The organism is Labrenzia sp. PO1, from assembly GCF_012273635.1.
Classification (GTDB): Bacteria; Pseudomonadota; Alphaproteobacteria; order Rhizobiales; family Stappiaceae; genus Roseibium; species Roseibium algicola.
This window is the reverse complement of sequence record NZ_JAAXCR010000001.1, coordinates 794,584-817,375: the sequence shown is the minus strand read 5'-3', so window position 1 is coordinate 817,375 and position 22,792 is coordinate 794,584. Positions and strand designations below refer to the sequence as shown.

Here is a 22,792-nt window from a genome sequence, read left to right as displayed (position 1 = left end):
ACTGACCTCAGGACTGACGCTTGAATTGCAGCGACGCGTTGGCGATTTCGTGCGCACGCATGTTCACCGCCCAATTGTAGAACGACGTCTTGCGAGAGGGGCCAAGTATGGAGCTGATGATCACGTGTGACGGGGTCTTCATCGCCAGCGCGGTGAATTCCAGCGGATCATCGCTTTCACTCGTGCGGGCACCGACGGTCACTTCGGTGGCTTCGATAAACGGCGGGTCGAGCGTCACCGCTTTCGAAGTCGCACCCGCGTCGAAAATGATGTCGGAACCTTCGAACTCCCGTCTGGTCTTGCTCAGTTCCTGAACAAGGTCTACCGGCTGCTGTGCGCTGATCGCCTTCAGTCTGGCAAACCCGAGGATCTCGCCGTTGGAGCCCGTGCGGGCAAAGTCGATGGCCATGCGATCGGCCAGACCGGATTGCGGCTGGTTGACATGCCAGGACGCCGGGAAGAAGAAACCGATGTCCTGGAACAGGGAAAAGTTGCTCCAGTCCTCGATCACGTTCGGCTGCCTGACCTGCTCGGTGCGGAAGGACCTGACGGCCATGTTGACGACGTCCGAAAGGGCAGCAAACTCGCTGGAAGGCACAAAGGCCTGGATCAGGATCAGCGTATTGCCATTCACCGTGACGGTGACGAGGCCGCGCAGTTCGTGGCCTTCGGCTCTGACGAAGCAGCTTGCGCGTGCGCGGCGAGCATCGATCGGCTGCAGGGTGTCGACATGCCAGGACGACAGGGAGCAGTAGTATTCGAGCCAGTGTGCGGCCGAGATTTCGTTGTTGAGGAGAATGCCGATCACCTGGACGGAGATATTCGTGGCATGGGGAGGCTCGAAAACCGCAATGATGGTGGGGCTGTCCACCGTGAGGGGCTGCTCGTTGACCTGCTTCACTTCCCAGCTTCCGGGAAGCAGAAGCTGGAACGCAAACGGGGCCGGGCTGATTGCGGTCAGTTCGGCGGCGACATAGTCCTCAGTGGTCATTCCGATTATCACCCTTGGGTGTTCCTGCCGGCGGTCTCGAGTGCAAAACCACCTGTCTAATAAACTCCGACAAAGACCTTGAAGCCCGCCATCGGACCGGCCCCTGCCTTGGCTTCCGCAGTCACGCCATAGGCGCCACCGATTTTTCCTGCCTGCGCGCTGGCCCCGGCTGCAGCCCCGACACCGGCTTCTCCGCGGCCTCCGATTCGAAGGCCGTGGTCATAGGCACTGTCGAGCGTTCGTTTCGCCGGATCTCCGCTCACCCAGCTCAAAAACGGGCCAAGAGTGTTGTCGTACAGGGTTTTGGGACTGATGTTAATGGTGCCTTCGGCGCTGGCCTGTACCAGAACGAGTTCACCTCCGATTTTGCCTTCCACTCCCGCAAAATCTTCGGATTTTCTGAAGCCGACACCGCCTTCGGCTGAAGCGGACAAGGCTTCGCCTTCCACCTTGCCACCGACAAGCCCGTTAAGCGTCTTGCCTTCGGCCTTTCCGGTGATGGCGGCAACCTTCGCATTTGCATAAGCTCCAGCGGCAAAATCCCCGTTGATATCGCCGGATATGCCGAGCTTTGCCTCCGCGCTCGCCTCGGTCTTGAAATGACCGCCTTCCGATTCCCAGAAGGTCTTTTCCTTGCTGAACAGCTCATACTCGTATTCGGCGCTGATCTCGGCGTCGTCCTTAAGCTGATCCTTCAGCGAACGCTGTTCTTTGTCCGGATTCTCAACGCCTTTCGAGTTGTATTTTTTCTTGTATCTTTCCTTGTACGGCTTCTCGCCGCCTTTCTCCGCGCTGGCGGAGAACTTGTGCGGACTTTTTGCCGGAGGCGCTGCGCCGCCTGCTCCTCCGCCACCGCCTCCACCACCACCGCCTTGCGTTCCGATCAGAACCGTTGGCAGGCCGGTTATGATTGTTCCGGCCTTTGCGGTCAGATCGGTCATTCGCGCAGCAGGGCTGCCTTCGACCAGAACCGTCCACGCACCCGTAATGATGGGGTCACCACCAGCTGGAGGCGGCGGGCCGACGCAAACGCACATGTCGCCAACACGTGCCTGCGGCAGCTTGCCGGTAAGCACGGTATAGGCGCCTTTCCATACGATTGGCGCGGGAACCCCCATGCACATGGGGCAGGTATGCAGGTCGGTGAGACGAGCGGCAGGAAAACCCATAAATGAACCGGTCTTAATAAAAACTGCCGGATCATCGGAAAGTTGTTTCACACTGTCAATACTGCTTATCGCGACCAGGAGACGGATCGACCGTGAAGAAGACCTTCGTTGCTGCAGAACAGGCAAAGGTCACCCGAGTTGAGGCGGCAGTTTTCTTCGAATGAAAGTTTACGCTACGACAATCACCAGAATTTCATAACCGTCAGTCTATCCTTCTCCTGCTTTCCCGATTGGCAAACGGAGGGATTATATGAGCGACGTCCGGCAGACCTTCTCCACCGCATCAGTTGCAAGCCTCGATAGTCCGCAGGCCTATATCGAGGAGACACCGATCTGGCGCGATGGTACGGATGTCGACAGTTCCATCCTGACCGGCATGCAGTGGCGTATCTGGTGGCTGGCCTGCGCCGGCAAGTTCTTTGAAGGCATGGTTGTCTTCATGACCGGCATCGCCCTGCCGCTGATCGGGCGGGAATTCAAATTGACTGCGGTGGAGCACGGGCTTGTCAGTTCGGCGATCCTGTTCGGCATCCTGATCGGGGCGACAGCACTGGGCGGGCTTGCGGACCGGTTCGGACGACGGGCGATGTTCATCGTCGAGATGGCGCTCTTCATCGCCTTTCTGCTGGTGCTTTCGATAGCGCCGAACCTTTCGATTACCCTGATAGCGCTCTTCGGTGTCGGCCTGGCGCTCGGCTGTGACTATCCGACGGCGCATATGGTGATCTCGGAGAACATTCCGGCGCGGGCACGTGGACGGATGGTTCTGGGAGCCTTCAGTTTTCAGGCGGTCGGAGCATTGTCGGGTACAGGGCTTGCCTTTCTGACGCTCACCTGGTTTCCGGATCCCGAAGCCTGGCGCTGGATGTATCTGACGGCCGTTCCGCCTGCTCTTCTGATCCTGGCCGGCCGCTTCTTTGTTCCGGAAAGCTCCAACTGGCTGATCGTGAGGGGACGGGTAGCAGAAGCGGAAACCGCGTTGCTGAGATTGCTGAACCGGCGCCCGAGATATCCAAGCGAGATTTCGCTGAAGGCTGAAACAGCCGCTTCGCCGCATGCGCACAAGGTCAAGTGGAGCCGGTTCCTGACAGACCGGAAACTGCGCAAGGCAACGATCTTTGCGTCGGTTCCCTGGTTCCTGCAGGATCTCGGGACATATGGCATCGGCATTTTCACGCCGGTCATCCTGGCCAGTTCAATTGGCAACAAGCGCGAGCACGCACAGTCGCTCTCTGATCTGGTCTACAATGATCTGCTTGCGGCGAAAGGCGCCGCCCTGATCGACGTCCTGCTGATTGTCGGCATTGTCTTTGCGGTGATGTTCACTGACCGGATCGGCCGTGTCCGCCTTCAGGTGATCGGTTTCATCGGCTGCGCCGTTGGTCTGGCGATTGCGGCTTCCGGCAACCATGCAGGGCCTGGATGGGACGTCCCCCTGATCTTTGCAGGCTTCATGCTGTTCAACTTCATGACCAACATGGGACCGAATGCGCAGACCTACCTGATTGCCGGCGAGGTGTTTCCTGTCGCCTATCGCGGCACGGGGGCGGGCCTTGCGGCTTCCTTCGCCAAGATCGGTGCGGTTCTGACTGCCTTCCTGTTTCCAATTCTACTCAAGGACCTGGGAACGGACGTGCTGCTGGCTGGCCTCGTGGTTACCTCGCTGCTGGGGGCGGTGGTGACGTGGGTCTACCGGATCGAGACGCGCGGTGCCGGCCTTGGGTGAGGAGGGCGGCTATTCGTTTGCGATGGCGTTTTCCCGCGCAGTCAATCTGTAACGTAGCACCAGCATCGCCAGGGCTGGAACCAGTGTCAGGCCCGCATTGATGTAGAAGACGGAGGCGCCGGACCGCGCGACGGCCTCCCGGGTGAGCAGTTCTTCCGATCCCGGTGCAACAAGACCGGTGACAATTGCGATCAGTCCGGTAAGGCCGCCGCCGACGGCAATACCGGCAGAGGAAATGGTCGGCAGGATGCTGGAGACCAGGTTCTGGTCTTCTCCCTCGGCGGTGTACATCAGCGAACGTATCAGGATCTGGTTGCACAGCCCGTGGCCGGCACCGGCAACCACGGCAGCGAGCGCAAACAAAGGCAGCGACGCGGTCGTGATGGCAAGAGCAGTGAGGGTCAAGCCGCCGGCGATCAGGAACGGACCGGTCGTCAGATAGGTCAGTTCGCGCTGCCGCGACGGTGCACGGGAAGAGATGACGGCGAAGATCGACCAGGAGAAGGCGAGCCCGGCGGCAACATAACTTGCCTGCGTCACGCTGAGACCCCAGTAGACCTGGCCGACCGTCGTCACGAAAACCGCCCGCACCGCAGCGGCAGCGGAAATGAGGAACACGATCCAGGTGCCGAGGCCGATCAGGGTCTGCGCCCGGAAGGCATCGCGCGGGAAAAGGCGATGCGGGCTTGCGGCGTCAAAGGTCAGCAGCAGCGCTGCGGTTGCCAGACCGGCTGCAATCGTCAGGGCAAGCGGCAGGGGCGCATGCAGCTCGCCTATCACGGTCAGGAGAAAGATGCTTGCTGCCAGCAGGGCAAGGCGAACCAGCAAACGGACCGGCAATCTTCTGGCCGTGGGGTCGCTTGCCGTGGCCGGACGGACTGCGTGCGCAGGCAAGGCCGTGTTCATCAGGACGAACAGCAGCAGCACGAAGGGTATGTTGATCAGGAAGGCGGCGCGCCACGACCAGAGTTCAGACAGCAAGCCGGCCGAAACCGGCCCGATACCCGCTGCAACGGCCCAGACCCCTGCCAGCAAGGCAAAGACACGCGGGGCGATGTTGCTGGGGAAGAGATCCGGGATCAGCGAATAGCACAGCGCGATGATCATGCCTTCGCCGAAACCCTGCAGGGCGCGTCCGGCAATCAGCCCTTCCAGAGATGTCGAGATACCCGCAAGCACCGATCCGCCCGCAAGCAGGAGCGACGCCAACAGGAAGGGACTGCGGGCACCGAAACGGACCTTTGCTGCGCCAGTGAGGCAGCCCGCCAGGATTGCCATCATTTCGAAGGAGGAAAATACCCAGAATGCTCGGTCCTGCCCGCCAAGATCTCGGATGATGTCCGGCAGGACAGCGGTGGTAACGAAGCCGTTGATGGCGTGAGACCCGACCCCGAGTACCAGCGCCAGTGTGCCGGCCGCGCGTTCCGGTGAAAAGAGTGACGGGCTGACGGGCGGGAGCGCTGGCGAGCTGATGGACATGACAACCTCGATAAAGAAAGTATTTTCTTTATATATTGAGCTTCGAAAATAAAGAAAGAAATTATTTTTTTATTTTTGCGCCGGTATGGGTGAGGGCTAGCCATCGAAGGCCCTTGGTTCATGCCGGCCCGGACGATGTAACCAGGGATGCCGAATTCGCGAAGAGACCTATTATGGATGGGTTTCTGTCAGTGCCAGGAAATGTGCGGGAACGGCATCCGTCAGCCAGACGCCGTTCTCCGTTCTGTAAAACGTGTGCCCCTCCGCCTGCATTGCGCTGGCCGCGACCTGAAGAATTGCAGGTTTGCCGTGACGGCTTCCGACCTTGTGCGCGGTGTCGCGATCCGGTGACAGATGCACATGGTGCCGCGCCATAGGTTTCAGGCCTTCGGCCAGAATGGGCGGCAGAAAGCGTGTTGCCGTTCCGTGGAACAGGAACTCCGGAGGCTGTAAAGCTGTGAGGCCCAGTTCAATGTCAATCGAATGACCCTGACGTGCGCGAATGTGTTTGCCGTCTTCGGAGAACTCGAAGCGTTTCTTGTCGTTGGTCGCGACTATTCTTTCCAGCTGATCCCTTTTGCAATCAAGGCCGAGGGCTCTGAAGGCGCCAAGGACATCAGCTACGTCAGCCCAACCGCTGTCTGACAGCATCAAACCGGCGTCTTCCGGTTTGTGTCTTAGCCAGAAAGACAGGCGTTTCGAGATCTTTGTGTCTGTTTTCATTGTCTTTTTCTTTAAATGTATACTGTTTTCAAATTCTGCGACCCCTGCGAAAGCGGGCGAGCGCACCCTCAATCGAGGTGGCCAGGTGACAGGACCTGGAAAGCCATGGCCTGCAATGGCCGTGCTGAAACAGAAACGGCGCAGGTTGCCCCGCGCCGTTCTGGCTCATGCCGCGTTGTCGTCCCGAAGCCGGACGAGGTCGTTCATGAGGCCTCCGGTTCCGTTGTGGACCGTGAGCCGGTCGACCTTGCCGGCGATGGCTTCAAGCGCTTCGAGCTCCTTGAGCCGAAGCATGACCGGGTTTTCGGCCATGACCTTGGCCGTGTTGAGAAGCGAACGGGTTGCGTTCGTTTCTTCACGGCGCCGGATCACATTGGCTTCGGCTTCCTTTTCGGCTGCCACCACCTTGTTGAGGATCTCGCGCATTTCGCCCGGAAGGATCACGTCCTTGAGGACGATGTCGGAGACCTCGACACCGATTTCAGCCATGTCGGCCTTGATCTTTCCGGCAGCTTCCGCGTTGACCTCCCCCTTCTTTTCAAGGATCTGGTCGAGCTTGAGCGCGCCGAGCTGCTTGCGGAACACAAGCTGCAAGGCCCGGTAGAGCGTGTCGGTGAAGTCCTTCACCTCGGTTGCGGCCTTCACCGGGTCAACCACACGGTAATCCGCGGAGAGGTTGATCCGGATGGTAACGCGGTCGAGGGTCAAGACTTCCTGACCGGTAACGTCGAGAGCCTGACGCTTGAGGTCGATGACCTTCTGCGCCACGGTTCGGCCTGCCTTCCAGAAGGCATGCACCCCGGCTTCAAGCACCTTGGTGAGCACGCCATCCATGAAGAGGAGGGCGACGCTACCGTCGGTCACCGGCACGATCACGAACTGCTGCGTCTGACGGGCATCCCCGAGCCGGCGCATGAGCTTCTGCGTGAGGGCCGGGTCGGCAGCCGTGTCGATGACCTCGAAGGTCCACGGGCCGGCATCCGTCCACAGGACAAGCCGCTCGTCCGGGCCAAGCACGGTGTGGATACGGTTGTCCCGTTCCACAATCGCCACTTCACCCGGTCCGGTCCGGATAACGGTCAAGTGCTCTTCGGCAACTTGCGGAAGCTTATCGAAGAGCGCCTTCTCGTAGGCCGACCGGAACTGAGGCATTGCCATCGACTGGCGCTCGATCACCAGGGTGCCACGGCCATTTTCGAGGCTGTGTTCACCGGGTCCGAGTATACCCTGGAGCTCTCCCTTGCAGATGTGGAGAGCCCGTTCCGTTTCAGAAATCACTACGCGGGTCCGCCCGCGGATCTTGTCGAGAAAAGTCGTCATTTCGATAATCCTTCCAATGCGCTAAGGCACGTGGTTGTCCTTTCCGGTGTTGAAGATGGTTGGAGGTTGAGGAAACCGGTCGCTCGTCATGAGGCGTCCGGGGTGAAACGATGAGACCCGAAGAGAGCACGAGGTCTCCCGGCGGGCCCTTGGCCAGAGGGCGTAGCAGCGGCAATGCGGGTTCCAACCCGTTCGAAAACAGGCGGTTCCGGCAAAGCGGCGGCAGAGCCTTTGCCAAAGGCCGGGCGAAGCGACCTGGCGTCGGCGGTCAGGGCACTTTCTCCCGAAGGCAAAAGGGCCAGTCCGCGTTCGCAAGACCTCTCCGGGTCCCCAATGGAACAGCTTGCATAGCTGCTGGCGTGACAAGCCAGTTCGGCGTTGGAGGCCGTGTTTTTGGAGCGAGAGTTGAACTCGCGACAGTCGGATTAAAGGTCCGATGCTCTACCACTGAGCTATCCATGGAGCACATCACAGGAGTCGAACCTGTTGCTTCCGGGGTACACTCCCGGCGTTCAACCGTTAAACTTCATGCGCGATTGTCCGATCCACCAGAACAGCATCCGTACATGAGTGGGCAGGGCCTGATCATGCGGGTGGCGAAAAATGGCCGAACCGTTGATGTCTGTGCCAGTATGGTGACCGGTGACGGGTTGATACTTCGAGAGCGGGTACCAATGCAACCGGCAATTTCAAGAGAAGCGATGTTTGTTGCTAATGTGATACAGTATGTTGTATTTTTGTCACTTTTGCCCAAGGTGCCAGCTGTCGCCCTGGGCGGGGACTTTGGTTGGTTTGAAGCGGTTTCGGTGAAGAACCGTAAACCGCAATCTCCTCGACCTCTTGCGCCGGGAAGACGGCGAAGGCAAACTCCCGGCCAGATTGTGTTTCCGCCCCTGCGAGGACCTATGGCCAACAAACAGTCCCGGTTTCTGATCGACACCTATTTTGCCGCCTTCAATGCAGGCGATACCAAGAAAATGGAAAGCCTGGTTGCCGACGACCTGATCCATGACGTCAATCAGGGTGAGCGCCGTGTCGGCAAGGACAAGTTCTGGTCCTTCAACGTTCACATGACGCGCTGCTATAAGGAACGCCTCAGCGACATCGTGCTGTTCGTCAGTGAAGACGGGACACGGGCTGCTGCCGAGTTCATCGTCCATGGCAGCTATATCGGCACCGACAGCGGATTGCCGCCCGCGAACGGCCAGACCTACAAGCTGCCGGCGGGCAGCTTTTTCGAGATCCGCAATGGTCAAATCGCCCGCATCACCACCTATTACAACCTTCAGGACTGGATCGACCAGGTGACGGAAGGTGCGGGTGAAAAAGTGCCGGAAGAGGCCTGAGCCAAAACCCTGCTTCTGCGTGAGCAGAGCCGGACAGGCAAATTTCATTTGATCGATCAGCTCTCCGTGGTCATCCGCGGGGAGCTTTTTTGTTTCTGAGAAGGGCGACCTCCTCGTTGATTGTTGCACACACGCAACCGTGAAGTTCGTTTTATTGACGATAATAATTAGACCGGTCTATTTCTAATTCAACGAACACCGCTGACAAGGCGCTGCATCAGCCGGATTAGCGGTGTCAGAAGTCCCTGACGAAAGGAAACCCCTTGGCCAGAATACGCAACGAAGCTGCCTACGAGACCGCGAAGACCCGTCTTCTGGATGTCGGTATGACGCTTATCCGGGAAAACAGCTTCGACGGGATCGGGATCAATGACGTGTTACGGGAAAGTGGCGTGCCGAAGGGGTCCTTCTACCACTACTTCGACACCAAGGAAGACTTCGGTCTTGAAGTGGCGCGTCACTATCACCGGGATCAGCTCGCATTTGCAAAGGCCTGCCTTTCGGACCGCAAACGCTCGCCGGTGGAACGTCTGGAAGCATTTTTCTCCGGTGCCCGGGAAGGGATGAAGGACCGTGGCTACGCCCAGGGATGCCTGATGTGCAACCTGTCGACGGAGCTGGCCGACCAGAAACCGGTCTTTCAGGCGGAACTGGACCGTCATTGGCAGGCACTGACCGGTGAACTGGAAATCTGCCTGCGGGAGACGGACCTCTCCCGGATCGGACTGTCTCATCTCTCCCCGGCACAGGCTGCCGACTGGTTGATGAATTCGTGGAGCGGCGCGCTGACGAGAATGAAGGCAAGCCGCAGCGACGAACCCCTGGCGCTGTTCATGCGCACAATCTTCAAGAAAGAAGGGAAATGAAAATGACCACCCAAAAGACAATCCTGATTACCGGTGCAAGCCGGGGTATCGGGTTTCTGACCGCCCAGAAACTCGTGCAGGAAGGCCATATCGTTTATGCGGGCATGCGGGATCTGGACGGCAGAAACTCGGAAGCGGCCAAGGCGCTCAAGCTTTTTGCCGAAGGTCTTCCGGGCAAGCTTGTTCCGGTCGACCTGGATGTTGCTGACGAGAAAGGTGTCGAACGGACCGTCGCGGCGATCGAGGCAGAGCAGCCGATCGACGTTCTGGTCAATAACGCAGGCGTCATGCCAGTTGGCCTAACGGAAGGCTTCACCATGGAGCAGGCAAAGGATCTGTTCGACGTCAATGTTTATGGTGTCATGCATCTGACGCGGGCGGTGCTTCCCGCGATGCGGGCGCGGAAGTCCGGTCTCGTGATCAGTCTCAGTTCGGTTGCAGGCCGGTTCGGCATGCCTTTCTTCGGCCTTTACTGCGCCAGCAAGTGGGCGATGGAGGCTTACTGCGAGTCGCTGCATTACGAACTGGAGCCGTTCGGGGTCGAGTCCGTGCTGGTTGAGCCGAGTGGCCATGGCACTGATCTGGTGACCTCCGCCCCGGCTCCAGGTGATGCGGTGCGGGTTGGGCAATATGGCGATTATTCCAAGGGGCGCGACAGGTTGCTTGGCATGTTCCAGGGCATGTTCGATCAGGGGGAAGCCATCACCGATGCGGGTAACGTCGCAACCAAGATCCTTGAGCTGATCGCAATGGATGGATCGCGGCCGATCCGCACCCAGGTCGGGCAGGATATGGGTGTCACCGCCATCAACGAGGCAACCGCCCCGATCCAGGCGCAACTGGTGAGCGGATTGAAGCCGGTCTATCTGGGAGCCGCATCGTGAGCGGCAATGCCCTGATCGTTGGTGCCGGGCCGGGCCTCAGCGCGTCTCTGGCACGGACGTTTGCCAAGGAAGGCTACAGGGTGTCACTGGCTGCCAGATCTCCTGGAAAGCTGGAAGGGCTTTGCGCTGAAACCGGAGCAAAAGCCCATGCCTGCAATGCTGCCGACGCGGCCAGTGTGGCGCGCCTGTTCCAGGACCTGGACGAGGCGGGGGCAACGCCGGACCTTGTCGTCTACAACGCCAGTGGCCGCGTTCGCGGACCGGTTGCCGAACTCGATCTTGAGGATGTGCATGCCGCACTGGATGTGACCGCCTTCGGTGCGCTGGCCGTCGCACATGAAGCGGCAAAGCGGATGGTGCCAAAGGGGAAGGGCGTGATGCTGTTCACCGGTGCTTCCGCCGGCATCAAGGGCTTCCCGCGATCAGCGCCCTTTGCCATGGGCAAGTTCGCCTTGCGTGGCTTGTGCCAGTCACTTGCCCGGGAATTGTCGCCGCAAAACATCCACGTGGTTCATTTCGTCATCGACGGGGTGATCTACAATCCGGATCGTGGTGCGCCTTATGACGACCCGGACAAGACCCTTCATCCGGATGCAATCGCACGGACGTATCTGGAGATCTCGCGTCAGGACAAAAGCGCCTGGACATCCGAGTTGGAACTGCGACCGAGCGTCGAAAAGTTCTGATCCGGTAAACCGAAAGCCCCGGCGCGGCGGATGCCGTGCCGGGGCTTCGCTGTTTTCTTACTCTGCCGCATCCGCACGAGCGCCGAAGTGCCGTGCAAGTTCGTCGGCAAGATCTGTTCTCTCCCAGCCGAAACCGCCGTCTTCTTCCGGTGCGCGGCCGAAGTGGCCGTAAGCAGCAGTGCGCGCGTAGATCGGCTTCGACAGTCCGAGACGCTCGCGAATTCCCCTCGGTGTCAGACGTACCATTTCGCGCAAGGTCTTGCCGAGAGCAACTTCATCCACCTTGCCGGTTCCCTGCGTGTCGACGTAAACGGCGACCGGCTCCGGCATGCCGATGGCATAGGCGAGCTGGATCAGGCATTTGTCGGCAAGGCCGGCAGCGACCACGTTCTTGGCGAGATAGCGCGAGGCATAGGCAGCCGACCGGTCGACCTTGGTCGGGTCCTTGCCGGAAAAGGCGCCGCCACCATGGGGAGCTGCACCGCCGTAGGTGTCGACGATGATCTTGCGCCCCGTGAGGCCGGCATCCCCATCCGGTCCGCCAATCACGAAGCGGCCAGTCGGGTTGATGTAGATCCGGTTGTCGGGAACAGTCCAGCCGACGGGCAAGGCATGCAGGATGAACGGCAACACCGCTTCGCGCACTTCTTCCTGGCTGACATTTTCGCCGTGCTGAGTGGAAACGACCACGGCATCGATGCCGGTCGGACGCCCGTTTTCATAGCGGAGCGTCACCTGGCTCTTGGAGTCCGGGCCAAGGCGCGGTTCGCGCCCGGATTTCCGGGCTTCGGCCATGGTGCGCAGGATCTTGTGCGACAACAGGATCGGCGCAGGCATCAGCTCCTCGGTCTCGTTGCAGGCATAGCCGAACATGATGCCCTGGTCGCCGGCCCCTTCCTCGCCCTTGTCGCCTTCATCGACGCCCATGGCGATGTCGGCCGACTGACGGTGCAGGCGGTTGACCACTTCCAGCGTCTGCCAGTGGAAACCTTCCTGTTCATAGCCGATGTCGCGGACGGCTTCACGCACCAGGCTCTCGACCGTATCGAGGACCTGGTCGGGGCCACGAACTTCCCCCGCGATGGTGACGTGGTTGGTGGTGGTCAGCGTTTCACAGGCAACGCGGGCGTCAGGGTCCTGTTCCAGGAAAGCGTCCAGAATGGTGTCGGATATCCGGTCGCAGACCTTGTCCGGGTGTCCCTCGGAAACGGATTCACTGGTGAATAGCCAGGATCTTTGCGTCATTGCGCGCTCCTTGTCGTTTTGGAAAGGATAGTCCTGCCCGGGGCGGTGTATGGCGCCCGGGCAGGGAGATCGGGAAGGAAGGGGATCAGACAGGCTTGCGGAACAGCTGGATGCCCCAGGCCAGCTGGCCGGCGTCCGCGGCATCGACCCAGTTCATGAGCCCAAGCGCCATCTTGTCGAGATAGTCGGCGGAAGCGCCTTCGTTGCGCAGCTTGTCGTAGTTGGCGAGAAGCTCCTCGCGTACCCGGAAATAGTGATTGCGCAGCTGCTGCGTCATGTCCCGCTGTTCGACGGTTTCAAAGCCCAGTGCTTCTGCCGTCTCGCGGTAGAAGCGCATCGACCCGAGGCTGTTGAGCTGCAGGCGGTCATAAACCGGCTGGAGGGCTTTCGGGTCGGCATCATCGGCCTGCATCGGATCGGTGAAGATGAAATAGCCGCCCGGCTTCAGCACCCGGTGGACTTCCTGCAGCACCTTGTGGCGTTGGTCGGAGTGCAGGATCGCATCCTGGCTCCAGACAATGTCGAAGCTTTCCGGCTGTTCCGGAATATCCTCGAAGACGCCGTGCTCGACGCGGATCCTGTCCTTGAAACCCTGCTGGATGTTGCGGTGCCGGTTGGTGTCGTTCTGGACATCGGAAATGTTGAGGCAGACCGCGCTGCAGCCACTGGCCTTGACCAGCTTGCGCATCGCGCCGCCATAACCGGAGCCGATGTCGAGAACCTTGGCATCCGCACCCAGATTGGGCAGCATGCCGGCCATCTCGTCGATGGTGAGGTCCGACGCTTCGCGAATGTTGCTGGTGTCGTCGTAAAGGCCGATGTGAAGGTCCTGGCCGCCCCAGACAAGGCTGTAGAACGTGTCGGCGTCGTCACTGTCGTAGTAGCTTTCGGCAACTTCGCGGATATCCGTTTTGCCGTCTTCAGGGCGCGCGCCACCCCAGCGAACCAGGTGCAGGCTGGATTTTTCGGCAATGTGAATGAAGAAATCCGGATCGTTTTCCGCAAAGGTCTCCTGGAAGTCACCATAGGTGCGGACCCGCTCGAAGCCTGCCTCCGACAGGAGACGGCGCATGTAGTTCTTGCGGATGGGGCACATGTTGAGCGTGTACTCGGCCCCATCGGGAAAGCTGTATTTGAAGCGGGCGAGGCCTTCGTCCATATGCACCGGTTCGGCCTTCACCTTCTTTCCGGCATAATAGTATTTGTGCTTGTTGGAATAGCCCTGATCTAGCATCGCATCGTAGTTGCGCTGATCGATGATCAGGATGCCGTCGTGTTTGAGCGCGGCATAGAATTCGGCAAGCGCCCGGCGGCGGTCCAGTTCGTCGTGCAAGTGGGTGAAGGAATTGCCGAGGCAGATGATGGCGTCGTATTTGCCCTGAATGTCCCGGTTCAGCCAACGCCAGTCAGCCTGTACCGTCTTCAGGATCATGCCGCGTTTCTGTCCGTTCTGGAACGCCTTTGCCAGCATGGCAGCGGAGCCGTCGGCCGAGGTCACGTTAAAGCCTGCGCGGGTCAGCCGCACGGAGTGGAAGCCGGTTCCGGTTGCGACATCGAGCACGGTTTCCTTGCCGCGGGCGCGCAGCACGTCCATGAAGAACTGTCCCTCGCTGTCGGCGCGCGCGTCCCAGTCGATCAACTCGTCCCACTTTTCCACGAACGACATGATGTATTCGCCGCGGTAGAGATCCGTTTCCCGGTCTGCGATCGGATCCCGGCCATAAGCCTGCTCGTCCAGTTGCAATTCGGCATTGGCGGACAGCTGTTGAGCCTGCATGGATAGCGTCTCCTTTTTAAGGCGCGCGATGCCGCACGGAACAGGCCGCAGCGTGCACGCGCTCATGCACCGCCCGGAGGTCGGGCAGCGAGCGTCGGAATGGTTCTGTTGCAAGCCCGGCGGGAGGTGCATAGGTGCACTGGGCGGAATTTAGCCGACCCTTTGCGCGAAGGGTCGAGTGCCGGACTTTTCAGGAAGGCGCACAAGGCAGCGAATGGGTGCTGCAGGTGCGGAAGATGGGCTGTTGGAAGCCCTGTACATCCGCTGGTGAAGCGGTGTGCGCCTTTCACTCATTGGGTGCCGGGACCTTAACAAACACCGGTTTCATTACAACAGCCGGTCTCGGAAAAATCGGGAATGAACCGAAAAGTGCTGGTTAAGTCTTTGTAATTAAATAAATCTTTTTTTGTAAAACTTTTCTGACACATTCGTGGGCAGCACACTCCAGGCGTGCTGCCCCCTGTTTTCCGGCTGTGTTCATGCGCCCTGATAGTCCGGCATGCGCCGCTCGATCCATCCGGTGAGGCCCTCGTGAACGTCCCGTGTGGCTGCCATACGTGCAAACTGCTCCTGTTCGATCCGCAGGCCTTCGGAAATGGTCGTGTTGAGCCCGCGCGTGACGGCAGTCAGGATCCTGGAAGCAGCCAGCGGCGAGTGACGCAGGATGCGCTCTGCGAGGGCAAAGGCCGCCTCCAGTTCGCTGCCGTCGGTGACGACCTGGTTGACCAGTCCGAGCTCATGAGCTCTGTGCGCGGAAAAGCTGTCACCGGTGAGAAGCAGTTCCAGGGCCCGTTTGCGGCCTGCAAGGCGCGGCAGACGCTGCGTGCCGCCGAAGGTCGGCGGGATACCGATATTGATTTCCGGTTTGGCAAAGAGTGCGCTTTCGCAGGCGACGGCAAGATGAACCGCTTCGGTGATCTCGCAACCGCCGCCGTAGGCCAGACCATTGACAGCGGCGATGACCGGCTTGGGAAAGTTCTCCAGGCGCGCAGTCATGCGCTGGCCCCGCTGGCAAAATTCGCGTACCGCGACGTCGATGCCCTCCGCGATGGTGCGCGAAAACTCGTGAATGTCTCCACCTGCCGAAAAGGCGCGCCTGCCTGCGCCGGTGATGACGACAGCACGAGTGCCGTCGTCCGCTTCCAGTTCGTTCAGATGAGTCAGGATGAGGTCGTTCGTAGCGTAGTTGAGCGCGTTCAGCTTCTCGGGCCTGTTGAGGGTAAGCAGCGCAATAGGGCCGTGGCGGTCCAGAAGAACAGGGGCAGTCATGGGCTTTTTCCTTGGTTGAAAGTCGATAGAAGGACGCTAGCGACGGCGCGCATTGAAGTATATTCACTGGTGAGTATACTTGATCGATGATCAAACCTGCCGAAACAGCCAGAGAGCGGATCCTGACCGCTGCCAACAAGCTCTTCTATGCGGAGGGAATCCGTGCCGTCAGTCTCGACACGATCGCGGAGAAGGCAGGCATCACCAAGAAGACGGTTTATTACCATTTCAAGAGCAAGGATGACCTGATCGAAGCTTATCTGGCGTCACGAGATCAGCCCAACCTCAATCAGTTCCGGAAGTGGTTTGGGGAAGCCGAAGGTGATCTGCCGGACAAGGTGGAGGCAATCTTCCGCCAGATAGCGCTTTCTGCAAGGCACCCGAAATGGAAAGGCTGCGGTTTCCTGCGAACGGCGGCGGAACTTGCCAATATGCCCGGGCATCCGGCGATGAAGGTTGGTGCCGATCACAAGAAGAAATTCGAGGCGTGGATGGCGGAAGAGTTCGAGGCTGCAGGTGTTGGCGGAGCGCCGCACGTGGCCCGCCATATCGTGCTGCTTCTGGATGGCGCGTTTTCAACCATCCTGGTTCACCGCGATCCTGCTTATGCCGAAGCTGCAGGAGAGGCGGCGCGGGCACTGGTAGCATCGGCGTTGCTCAATCAGGCAAGCTGACGATCAGTTCCGTCCCCATGAAAGCCTGGCTCCGCCAGTCTTGCTGGGACACTGGGCTTTCACTCGATCTCTTGCCTTACTGAGCCTCGGCCTAGAAGAACGCAGGATTGCGGGCGACGATCTGATCGACCTGCTGCAACGTGCCTGACAGATGTTCGCGGACAGCGGTTTCCGTGGCCGTTTCGTCACTTGCCTCGATACCAGCCAGGATGAGGCCGTGATATCGCAGGATGCTGGCGGGTTTACCGGGGTCGGGTAGGTTGAGATTGCGCAACCGGTCGATATGGCCGGAGCGCGACGCTACGAGCTGACACAGGCTGGCAAGTCCGACCGCCTTGAACAGCGACAGGTGAAAGCGTTTGTCGAAGGTGGCAAAGAGGCCAAGATCGCCCTCGGCATGTGCCGTTTCCTGAAGCTTGAAGATCTGACGGGCAGGGGCGATGGAGGATTTGTCTTCCTGTCTGGCCAGGGTGCGTGTCACCTCCAGTTCCAGCGACAGGCGCAGAAACTGGGTTTCGCGGGCATGGTCGACGTCGATCTTGGAGACTTCGGTCTTGGATTGCGGGTAGATGGTCAGCAACCCTTCTTCTTCCAGCTTCATCATCGCATCGCGCACAGGGGTCTGGCTGACACCGTAGTGGGTAGCCAGATCCGTCCGCGACAGGCTGAGCCCGGGCTTGAGGTCCAGCGAGATGATCCGCGCGCGCAGCGATTCCTGGATCTGCTGGCTGACGGAGATCCGTCGGATCCTTTCACCGCTGCCGGCGTCTGCTGCTCTGTTCGGGTCGTCCAGCAACCGAGCCAGTTCAACCGTCATTGCTGATCCTCTCATTCAAACGCACGATTCTTCTCGGGAGAAGATAGAACAGACTTGCAAGAAATGCACTAATATATTAATGCATCAGATAGCGGGAGGAGGAGCTCCCCGCGCAATCGAGTGGAGGACACCATGAAATTCACCGCCGCTGCCCTGGCAGCTTCGGTCTCCGTCATCGCAACAATGGCGCAGGCAGAGACCTTCAGCATTCAGACCTCTTTCAATGCAGGGGACTTTTCGACCCAGTATCTGACGGAAACCTGGCTTCCGAAAATCAAGGAAATGACCGACGGCCGGGTCGAGATCCAGCTGACGCCGAACGGATCCGTGGTGCCGGCAAGAGAAACGCCTGATGCTGTCGCAGCCGGCGTTTTGGATGGCGACTTCACCTCCGTGAACTACTTTGCAGGCCGCGAGCCGGCCTACGCCATCATGGGCGACCTCATCTCCGGCTACGACACGCCGCAGCAGATGATCGGTTTCTGCAAGGATGGCGGCGGCGAAGCCGTGATGCAGAAAGCAGCCGATGCCGTGACCGGGGGAGAAGTGCAGGTGGTTGCCTGCGGGCCTTATTCTCGCGAAGCATTGCCGGCCCGCGTGCCGATCCGCACGTTCGAAGATCTGGAAGGCAAGAAGATCCGCTCTCCGGAAGGGCTTGCCGCCGCGGTCTTCCAGGCTGCCGGTGCGTCGCCGGTATCCATTCCTTTCTCCGAAGTCTATGGCGCTCTGGAAAAGGGCATTGTCGATGCAGCAGACGCCTCGGCCTACGTCAACAACGACGCGACCGGTCTGCATGACGTTGCCCCTTACCCGCTTTATCCCGGCATTCACTCCATGCCGTCGATGCAGTTCACCATCAACAAGGCGAAGTGGGATGCCTTGAGCCCGGAAGACCAGAAAGCCCTGCGCGACTGGTGGTACGAAGCCATGTTCGCAATGGCAGCTGAAGTCGACAAGAAGGACCAGGAGCTGGCCGCACGGGATGGGGCTGGCGAGAAGATCGAAGTGATCAACTGGGCCCAGGAAGATCGCGACCAACTGCGCGAGATCGCCCGGAAGGAATGGGAGAACTATGCCCAGAAGTCGGACCTTGCCAAGGAAGCGCTTGACGCGAACCTCTCCTACATGACCGAAATCGGTCTCTTCAAAAACTAGGACCCGGCCAGTGACGCGTGCCCTTGCTTTCCACCTTGCAAGGTGAGGGCACGCAGCTTTCTTGCCAAAGCTCCTGTGCGCGCACAGTCTCGATGACCTGGCCTTGTGCCCGGCCGGATTCACCTGTCCGCTTCAGGTCTGCATTCAGGGAGAGATGATGAAACGCCTATTCGCGCGTTATGCCGATGTCATGGACAGTGTCAGTGTGTTCATCGGTCATGGCTGTTCCGTGCTGTTTTTCGCCTGTATCGCGGTTTCCGCGCTCGAGGTGGTGATGCGGTACGGGTTCGACAGCCCGACTGTCTGGTCGACGGAACTTGCCATGACGCTCTGTGCTTCGGCCTGGGTGCTTGCCGTTGGTTATGTCACCCAGCGGCACCGCCATATTTCCATCACCATGATCGAAACGCTGGTCAGTCCCCGGGTCTGGCGCGTTATGCGCCTGTTGCAGATGGTGATCGCGGCTGGTGCGGTACTTGTCCTGACCATGGCCCTGTGGGATCCGATGCTAAAAGTTCTGAAGCGCACCGAGCACTCGGGAACCGCGCTGAACTCGATCCAGCCGACCTATCTCAAGATCCTGCTTGTTGCTGGCTGCATTCTCTACATCCTCCAGCTTGCCGCCAACATCATTCGCTGGTGCCAGCGCACCGAAGGGGAGATCGCCGGTGGGCATTGAACTCATTACCCTTCTGATCGTCGTCGCGCTGCTGGCGCTGATGGCGCTGGGCGTTCCGCTCGGCATCACCACACTGACGGTGTCCCTGGCAACGGCGATCCTCTATTTCGGCGAGCGTGCCGGTTTCTTCATCGTTGCTGCCAATGTTGGCGAGGTCCTGCACAAGTACGAGCTGATCGCCGTTCCCTTCTTTGTCTTCATGGCCAACGTCCTCGAGCGATCGGGTATCGCACAGTCACTGTTCGACAGCATGGCGATCCTGGGCGGGCGCTTCCGCGGTTCGGTCGCGGTGCAGACCTGTGTCGTCGCGGTGGTGCTGGCGGCAATGTCCGGCATCATGGGCGGCGAGATCGTCATGCTCGGCCTGATCGCGCTGCCGCAGATGCTGCGGCTCGGGTATGACCGCAAGCTGTCCATCGGCATCATCTGCGCTGCCGGCGCCTTGGCAACGCTGATTCCGCCCTCGGTCGTTCTGATCGTCTACGGTCTTGCGGCCCAGGTTTCGATCACCAAGCTCTTCGCCGCCTCCGCCGTGCCAGGGCTGATCCTCGCCAGCCTGTTCATCATCTACATCCTGATCCGTGTGCGCTTCAATCCGGCACTGGCACCGATCTACGACATTCCCGAAACCGGTTTGCCGCTGTTCCAGCGCGTCAAGTTCCTGAAAGGGGTTGTTCTGCCAGGGCTTCTGATCGGTGCCGTGCTCGGGGTCATTTATTCCGGCATCGCCACCGTCACGGAGGCAGCGGCTGTCGGAGCCGTGGGTGCTCTCGTGGTTGCTGCCGTCCGCAATGAGCTTTCGTGGACGATGGCACGTGATGCCATGCGGCAGACGGTGCTGACGGTTGGGTCCATCATCTGGCTGGTGCTGGGGGCCGTCTCGCTGATCGGCATCTACAACCGGATCGGCGGCGGCGAATTCCTGCGCGGCCTGCTGACATCCCTTGATATCGCACCGATCCTGGTCATCGTCGTCATGATGCTGATCGTCATGGTGCTCGGCACGTTCCTGGAATGGATCGCGATCATCTTCATCACCGTACCGATCTTTGCACCGGTCGTGGTGGATCTCGGCTTTGATCCGGTCTGGTTCGGGGTGCTCTTTGCCATGAACATCCAGATCTATTACCTGTCGCCACCTTTCGGGCCAGCCTGTTTCTTCCTGAAATCCGTGGCGCCAAAAGATATCCAGCTGCAGGAAATCTTCGCCGCCGTGCTGCCGTTCATCGCCCTGCAGGCTGTCGGCCTGTTCCTGGTGCTGTTCTTCCCCGATCTGGCCCTGTGGCTGCCGAACCTGCTGGACTGAGGAGGTTGAGATGAAAATCACCGACAAGGATCTCACCCGCCAGGATGAGGATATCGCACCGGGAGAATTCGCGGACGAAGAACGCCGCGACGACCGGTTCGGCAACTGGCCGGAAGTTGCCGGCCTCGTCTTCACCCTCATCGTCATCTGGCTGACCTTTGCCTTCACCGGATAAAATCATGACGCACAAAGCCCCAAAAGACTTACGATCCGCGCGCTGGTTCGCTCCTGACGATCTGCGCAGCTTCGGTCATCGCTCGCGGATGATGCAGCTCGGCTACTCGGAAGAGGACTTCCGTGACAAGCCGGTCATTGGCGTGCTCAACACCTGGTCGGAGTTGAACACCTGCCATTCCCACTTCAAGGAGCGGGTGCAGGACGTGAAGCGCGGCGTCTTCCAGGCGGGAGGCTTTCCCGTCGAGATGCCGTCGCTCTCGGTCGACGAAAGCTTCACCAAGCCAACCTCGATGCTCTACCGCAACATGCTGGCCATGGAAACGGAGGAGATGATCCGTTCTCACCCGCTGGACGGCGTGGTGCTGATGGGAGGCTGTGACAAAACCACACCCGGTCTTGTCATGGGGGCGATCTCGGCAGGCGTTCCGATGGTCTATCTGCCAGCAGGCCCGATGTTGCGCGGCAACTACGCCGGCAAGATCCTGGGGTCGGGGTCCGATGCCTGGAAATACTGGGACGAGCGCCGGGCCGGCAACATTTCCGACGATGAATGGCTCGGGATCCAGGGTGGTATCGCCCGCTCGGCCGGAACCTGCATGACAATGGGGACGGCTTCGACCATGACGGCCATTGCCGACGCAATGGGGCTGACCCTTCCGGGAGCATCTTCCATTCCGGCGGTTGATGCGGGCCATCAACGCATGGGAGCCGATTGCGGCCGGCGCATCGTTGAGATGGTCTGGGAATACCTGACACCGGACCGGATCATCACGGATGCCGCCTGCCGGAACGCCGCTGTCGTAGCGATGGCCACCGGCTGTTCCACCAACGCGGTCGTCCACCTTATCGCGATGGCGCGCCGGGCAGGTGTGGAGCTGTCGCTCGACGATCTGGACGCCCTTGGCCGGGTGACACCGCTGATCGCCAATGTGCGACCTTCCGGCAGGGACTACCTGATGGAGGATTTCTTCTATGCGGGCGGCCTGCGCGCGCTGATGAAACAGATCGAGGACCGGCTGGATCTCACTGCGCTGACCATCACCGGCAAGACACTCGGCGAGAACCTGGAAGGCGCGGTCGTCTATAACGACGATGTCATCCGACCTCTCTCCAACCCTGTGTACCAGGAAGGTTCGCTCGCCGTTCTGCGCGGGAACCTCTGCCCTGACGGTGCCGTGATCAAGCCGGCGGCCTGCGATCCGAAGTTCCATTTCCACGAAGGGCCGGCCCTTGTCTTCGACAGCTATCCGGAAATGAAGGCGGCCATCGATGACGAGACCCTGGAGGTCACGCCGGACCACGTCCTGGTGCTCCGCAATGCCGGGCCTCAGGGCGGGCCCGGTTTTCCCGAATGGGGCATGCTGCCGATCCCCAAGGCGCTGATCAAGCAGGGCCATCGCGACATGCTGCGGATCTCCGATGCGCGCATGTCCGGCACCTCCTATGGTGCCTGCGTGTTGCATGTCGCGCCGGAAAGCTATGTCGGCGGACCGCTGGCGCTGCTGAAGACCGGTGACATCGTTCGGCTGGATCTCGCCAACCGTCGCCTCGACATGCTGGTGGAGGAGGCGGAACTGGAGGCCCGCAGGGCCGCCTGGCAGGCCCCCGTGCCACGGTTTGAGCGCGGCTACGGTTATCTCTTCCAGCGACACGTCACCCAGGCCGACAAGGGCTGCGACTTCGACTTCCTGCAATCCGACTTCGGCCGCACCGCCGGCGAACCCGATATCTACTGAGGACATCATGAGCGACTACACACTTTCCGACGACACTCGCGCGAAACTGAAAAAGGTCTCGACGGCCTCCGTCGCGACGGCGCTCTACAAGCGCGGCCTGCGCAACCAGTTCATTCAGGGTGTGGTGCCGGTAGCTCCGAAAGACGAAAACATGGTCGGTCAGGCTTTCACGCTGCGCTACATCCCGGCTCGGGAAGACCGCAATCCGATCACGGTTTTTCGCAATCCGGACCATCCGCAGCGGGTTGCGATGGAAACCTGCCCGCCAGGCCACGTTCTGGTGATGGATGCGCGCAAGGATGCGCGCGCGGCAACGGCCGGTTCCATCCTGATCACCCGGCTGGCGCTACGCGGCGCGGCCGGTGTTGTCTCCGACGGTGGTTTCCGGGACGCGGAAGGTATCGGCGCACTCGACATGCCTGCCTATTACGCCAAGCCGTCAGCTCCGACCAACCTGACCCTGCATGAGGCGCTGGACATCAACGTCCCGATATCCTGCGGCGATGCTCCGGTCTTTCCCGGGGACGTTCTGGTCGGCGACAAGGATGGCGTCATGGTGATCCCTGCACATCTGGCCGACGAGCTTGCGGACGAATGCACCGGCATGGAGAGCTTTGAGGATTTCGTGCTGGAAGAAGTAAAGGCCGGAACGCCGATCATCGGTCTCTATCCGCCGACGAAGGAAGAGAACGTGCAGAAATACGAAGCCTGGCGACAGAAGACAGGGCGGTAGGGGGGGCGAGCCGCGATGAGTCGAATCGGCCGAC

21 protein-coding genes and 2 tRNA genes are annotated in these 22,792 nt (G+C 60.1%); 12 read left to right on the top strand and 11 right to left on the bottom strand.

Annotated elements, in window-relative coordinates; genetic code table 11:
• Positions 1-7: 7 nt before the first annotated feature.
• Positions 8-991 carry a hypothetical protein gene (locus HCG46_RS03905; protein WP_168684720.1) on the bottom strand — a complete coding sequence of 328 codons (984 nt, stop codon included), beginning with the start codon at positions 989-991 and terminating at the stop codon, positions 8-10.
• A 56-nt stretch (positions 992-1,047) separates the two neighbouring features.
• Positions 1,048-2,160 carry a PAAR domain-containing protein gene (locus tag HCG46_RS03900; protein WP_082809695.1) on the bottom strand — a complete coding sequence of 371 codons (1,113 nt, stop codon included), beginning with the start codon at positions 2,158-2,160 and terminating at the stop codon, positions 1,048-1,050.
• 250 nt (positions 2,161-2,410) lie between these two features.
• On the opposite strand from HCG46_RS03900, the gene HCG46_RS03895 reads away from it, so the two are divergent.
• A complete protein-coding gene (locus tag HCG46_RS03895; protein ID WP_168684718.1) occupies positions 2,411-3,886 on the top strand; it encodes an MFS transporter in 1,476 nt (491 codons plus the stop codon).
• A gap of 9 nt (positions 3,887-3,895) precedes the next feature.
• Here HCG46_RS03895 and HCG46_RS03890 read toward each other — a convergent pair whose 3' ends face one another.
• The 5 genes from HCG46_RS03890 to HCG46_RS03870 form a co-directional block, all read right to left on the bottom strand.
• A complete protein-coding gene (locus HCG46_RS03890) occupies positions 3,896-5,365 on the bottom strand; it encodes an MFS transporter (RefSeq protein WP_168684716.1) in 1,470 nt (489 codons plus the stop codon).
• Between the two features lie 171 nt (positions 5,366-5,536).
• Complete coding sequence (locus tag HCG46_RS03885) at positions 5,537-6,088, bottom strand: RNA 2'-phosphotransferase (protein WP_055655696.1); 552 nt, start codon at positions 6,086-6,088, stop codon at positions 5,537-5,539.
• 165 nt (positions 6,089-6,253) lie between these two features.
• Positions 6,254-7,408, bottom strand: a complete 1,155-nt coding sequence (locus tag HCG46_RS03880) for a slipin family protein (RefSeq protein ID WP_168684714.1) — start codon at positions 7,406-7,408, stop codon at positions 6,254-6,256.
• Between the two features lie 394 nt (positions 7,409-7,802).
• Positions 7,803-7,866: transfer RNA gene (locus tag HCG46_RS03875), tRNA-Lys, on the bottom strand.
• Position 7,867: 1 nt separating this feature from the next.
• Positions 7,868-7,942, bottom strand: a tRNA-Thr gene (locus tag HCG46_RS03870).
• A 371-nt stretch (positions 7,943-8,313) separates the two neighbouring features.
• Between HCG46_RS03870 and HCG46_RS03865 the strand changes: the two genes are divergently transcribed.
• The 4 genes from HCG46_RS03865 to HCG46_RS03850 all read left to right on the top strand — a co-directional run bounded on the left by HCG46_RS03865 (position 8,314) and on the right by HCG46_RS03850 (position 11,190).
• Positions 8,314-8,754, top strand: coding sequence for a ketosteroid isomerase-related protein (locus HCG46_RS03865; protein WP_022997944.1), 441 nt, complete (start codon positions 8,314-8,316; stop codon positions 8,752-8,754).
• 263 nt (positions 8,755-9,017) lie between these two features.
• Positions 9,018-9,620 carry a TetR/AcrR family transcriptional regulator gene (locus HCG46_RS03860; protein WP_055655691.1) on the top strand — a complete coding sequence of 201 codons (603 nt, stop codon included), beginning with the start codon at positions 9,018-9,020 and terminating at the stop codon, positions 9,618-9,620.
• Positions 9,621-9,622: 2 nt separating this feature from the next.
• Positions 9,623-10,504, top strand: a complete 882-nt coding sequence (locus tag HCG46_RS03855; protein ID WP_209009296.1) for an SDR family oxidoreductase — start codon at positions 9,623-9,625, stop codon at positions 10,502-10,504.
• Positions 10,501-11,190: an SDR family NAD(P)-dependent oxidoreductase gene (locus HCG46_RS03850; RefSeq protein WP_168684710.1), complete on the top strand. Its 690-nt coding sequence runs from the start codon at positions 10,501-10,503 to the stop codon at positions 11,188-11,190. The genes HCG46_RS03855 and HCG46_RS03850 overlap by 4 nt, the downstream gene beginning before the upstream one ends.
• A 57-nt stretch (positions 11,191-11,247) precedes the next feature.
• On the opposite strand, the gene metK is transcribed toward HCG46_RS03850, so the two are convergent.
• From metK to HCG46_RS03835, 3 genes are all read right to left on the bottom strand, one after another.
• Complete coding sequence (gene metK / locus HCG46_RS03845; RefSeq protein ID WP_062487810.1) at positions 11,248-12,435, bottom strand: methionine adenosyltransferase; 1,188 nt, start codon at positions 12,433-12,435, stop codon at positions 11,248-11,250.
• 85 nt (positions 12,436-12,520) lie between these two features.
• Complete coding sequence (locus tag HCG46_RS03840) at positions 12,521-14,212, bottom strand: methyltransferase domain-containing protein (RefSeq protein ID WP_022997939.1); 1,692 nt, start codon at positions 14,210-14,212, stop codon at positions 12,521-12,523.
• Between the two features lie 477 nt (positions 14,213-14,689).
• A complete protein-coding gene (locus tag HCG46_RS03835; protein WP_168684708.1) occupies positions 14,690-15,481 on the bottom strand; it encodes a crotonase/enoyl-CoA hydratase family protein in 792 nt (263 codons plus the stop codon).
• Positions 15,482-15,567: 86 nt separating this feature from the next.
• Between HCG46_RS03835 and HCG46_RS03830 the strand changes: the two genes are divergently transcribed.
• Positions 15,568-16,155, top strand: a complete 588-nt coding sequence (locus HCG46_RS03830; protein ID WP_168684706.1) for a TetR/AcrR family transcriptional regulator — start codon at positions 15,568-15,570, stop codon at positions 16,153-16,155.
• A gap of 91 nt (positions 16,156-16,246) precedes the next feature.
• Here HCG46_RS03830 and HCG46_RS03825 read toward each other — a convergent pair whose 3' ends face one another.
• Positions 16,247-16,972 carry a GntR family transcriptional regulator gene (locus HCG46_RS03825; RefSeq protein ID WP_168684704.1) on the bottom strand — a complete coding sequence of 242 codons (726 nt, stop codon included), beginning with the start codon at positions 16,970-16,972 and terminating at the stop codon, positions 16,247-16,249.
• A 132-nt stretch (positions 16,973-17,104) separates the two neighbouring features.
• Between HCG46_RS03825 and dctP the strand changes: the two genes are divergently transcribed.
• The 6 genes from dctP to HCG46_RS03795 all read left to right on the top strand — a co-directional run bounded on the left by dctP (position 17,105) and on the right by HCG46_RS03795 (position 22,758).
• Complete coding sequence (dctP, locus tag HCG46_RS03820) at positions 17,105-18,127, top strand: TRAP transporter substrate-binding protein DctP (protein WP_022997935.1); 1,023 nt, start codon at positions 17,105-17,107, stop codon at positions 18,125-18,127.
• A 157-nt stretch (positions 18,128-18,284) separates the two neighbouring features.
• Positions 18,285-18,806, top strand: coding sequence for a TRAP transporter small permease (locus HCG46_RS03815; protein ID WP_168684702.1), 522 nt, complete (start codon positions 18,285-18,287; stop codon positions 18,804-18,806).
• Entirely contained in the window at positions 18,796-20,112 is a 1,317-nt protein-coding gene (locus HCG46_RS03810) for a TRAP transporter large permease subunit (RefSeq protein ID WP_168684700.1), read from the top strand. Before HCG46_RS03815 ends, HCG46_RS03810 begins: the two co-directional genes overlap by 11 nt.
• A gap of 10 nt (positions 20,113-20,122) precedes the next feature.
• On the top strand, positions 20,123-20,287 hold the full coding sequence (locus HCG46_RS03805; RefSeq protein ID WP_168684698.1) for a hypothetical protein: 165 nt from the start codon (positions 20,123-20,125) through the stop codon (positions 20,285-20,287).
• A 4-nt stretch (positions 20,288-20,291) separates the two neighbouring features.
• Positions 20,292-22,025, top strand: coding sequence for an L-arabinonate dehydratase (gene araD, locus HCG46_RS03800; RefSeq protein WP_168684695.1), 1,734 nt, complete (start codon positions 20,292-20,294; stop codon positions 22,023-22,025).
• Between the two features lie 7 nt (positions 22,026-22,032).
• Positions 22,033-22,758: a ribonuclease activity regulator RraA gene (locus tag HCG46_RS03795; RefSeq protein WP_152505859.1), complete on the top strand. Its 726-nt coding sequence runs from the start codon at positions 22,033-22,035 to the stop codon at positions 22,756-22,758.
• Positions 22,759-22,792 lie beyond the last annotated feature (34 nt).

Coding starts and splice junctions, on each gene's coding strand:
- HCG46_RS03905 (WP_168684720.1), bottom strand. CDS start 991: ATGACCACTGAGGACTATGTCGCCGCCGAACTGACCGCAATCAGCCCG.
- HCG46_RS03900 (WP_082809695.1), bottom strand. CDS start 2,160: ATGGGTTTTCCTGCCGCTCGTCTCACCGACCTGCATACCTGCCCCATG.
- HCG46_RS03895 (WP_168684718.1), top strand. CDS start 2,411: ATGAGCGACGTCCGGCAGACCTTCTCCACCGCATCAGTTGCAAGCCTC.
- HCG46_RS03890 (WP_168684716.1), bottom strand. CDS start 5,365: ATGTCCATCAGCTCGCCAGCGCTCCCGCCCGTCAGCCCGTCACTCTTT.
- HCG46_RS03885 (WP_055655696.1), bottom strand. CDS start 6,088: ATGAAAACAGACACAAAGATCTCGAAACGCCTGTCTTTCTGGCTAAGA.
- HCG46_RS03880 (WP_168684714.1), bottom strand. CDS start 7,408: ATGACGACTTTTCTCGACAAGATCCGCGGGCGGACCCGCGTAGTGATT.
- HCG46_RS03865 (WP_022997944.1), top strand. CDS start 8,314: ATGGCCAACAAACAGTCCCGGTTTCTGATCGACACCTATTTTGCCGCC.
- HCG46_RS03855 (WP_209009296.1), top strand. CDS start 9,623: ATGACCACCCAAAAGACAATCCTGATTACCGGTGCAAGCCGGGGTATC.
- metK (WP_062487810.1), bottom strand. CDS start 12,435: ATGACGCAAAGATCCTGGCTATTCACCAGTGAATCCGTTTCCGAGGGA.
- HCG46_RS03840 (WP_022997939.1), bottom strand. CDS start 14,212: ATGCAGGCTCAACAGCTGTCCGCCAATGCCGAATTGCAACTGGACGAG.
- HCG46_RS03835 (WP_168684708.1), bottom strand. CDS start 15,481: ATGACTGCCCCTGTTCTTCTGGACCGCCACGGCCCTATTGCGCTGCTT.
- HCG46_RS03830 (WP_168684706.1), top strand. CDS start 15,568: ATGATCAAACCTGCCGAAACAGCCAGAGAGCGGATCCTGACCGCTGCC.
- HCG46_RS03825 (WP_168684704.1), bottom strand. CDS start 16,972: ATGACGGTTGAACTGGCTCGGTTGCTGGACGACCCGAACAGAGCAGCA.
- dctP (WP_022997935.1), top strand. CDS start 17,105: ATGAAATTCACCGCCGCTGCCCTGGCAGCTTCGGTCTCCGTCATCGCA.
- HCG46_RS03815 (WP_168684702.1), top strand. CDS start 18,285: ATGAAACGCCTATTCGCGCGTTATGCCGATGTCATGGACAGTGTCAGT.
- HCG46_RS03805 (WP_168684698.1), top strand. CDS start 20,123: ATGAAAATCACCGACAAGGATCTCACCCGCCAGGATGAGGATATCGCA.
- araD (WP_168684695.1), top strand. CDS start 20,292: ATGACGCACAAAGCCCCAAAAGACTTACGATCCGCGCGCTGGTTCGCT.
- HCG46_RS03795 (WP_152505859.1), top strand. CDS start 22,033: ATGAGCGACTACACACTTTCCGACGACACTCGCGCGAAACTGAAAAAG.